Origin of the sequence: Clostridium sp. DFI.1.208, assembly GCF_024463855.1 — a bacterium.
Taxonomy (GTDB): Bacteria; Bacillota_I; Bacilli_A; order Erysipelotrichales; family Erysipelotrichaceae; genus Clostridium_AQ.
Window position 1 is genome coordinate 1 of record NZ_JANGCA010000243.1, and the last position, 326, is coordinate 326.

Below are 326 nucleotides of genomic sequence, written 5' to 3' on the forward strand. Positions count from 1 at the left end.
TGAGCATAAGAAGAGCATGTACCAGATGGCAGGGACGAACGATATCGTGTATCTGTTGCAGTGTGAGCAGGCACAGCTCAAGGTACCGGTGTATATCGGGATCGGAGTACCTGCGAGCTGGGATCACACATACGGAGTGTATCAGTATTCGGTAGAACAGCGGGATCTGGTCTACATCCGGAAGGACCTGCAGATCGATGAGGAGAACATCATCGAGGTGAGGATGGCACCGGGGAAGGACTATGTGTTTTCACAGCGCAGTCTGCCGGTGGAGGAGAAGAGTCTGAACACGTGGGTGAGCGGACTGGTCGGTGGAAGCCGAAGGG

1 protein-coding gene is annotated in these 326 nt (G+C 54.6%); it reads left to right on the forward strand.

The features are described 5' to 3' along the window. Positions 1–326: hypothetical protein (locus NE665_RS24840; RefSeq protein ID WP_256302746.1), on the forward strand; the 326-nt coding region annotated here is incomplete at both ends.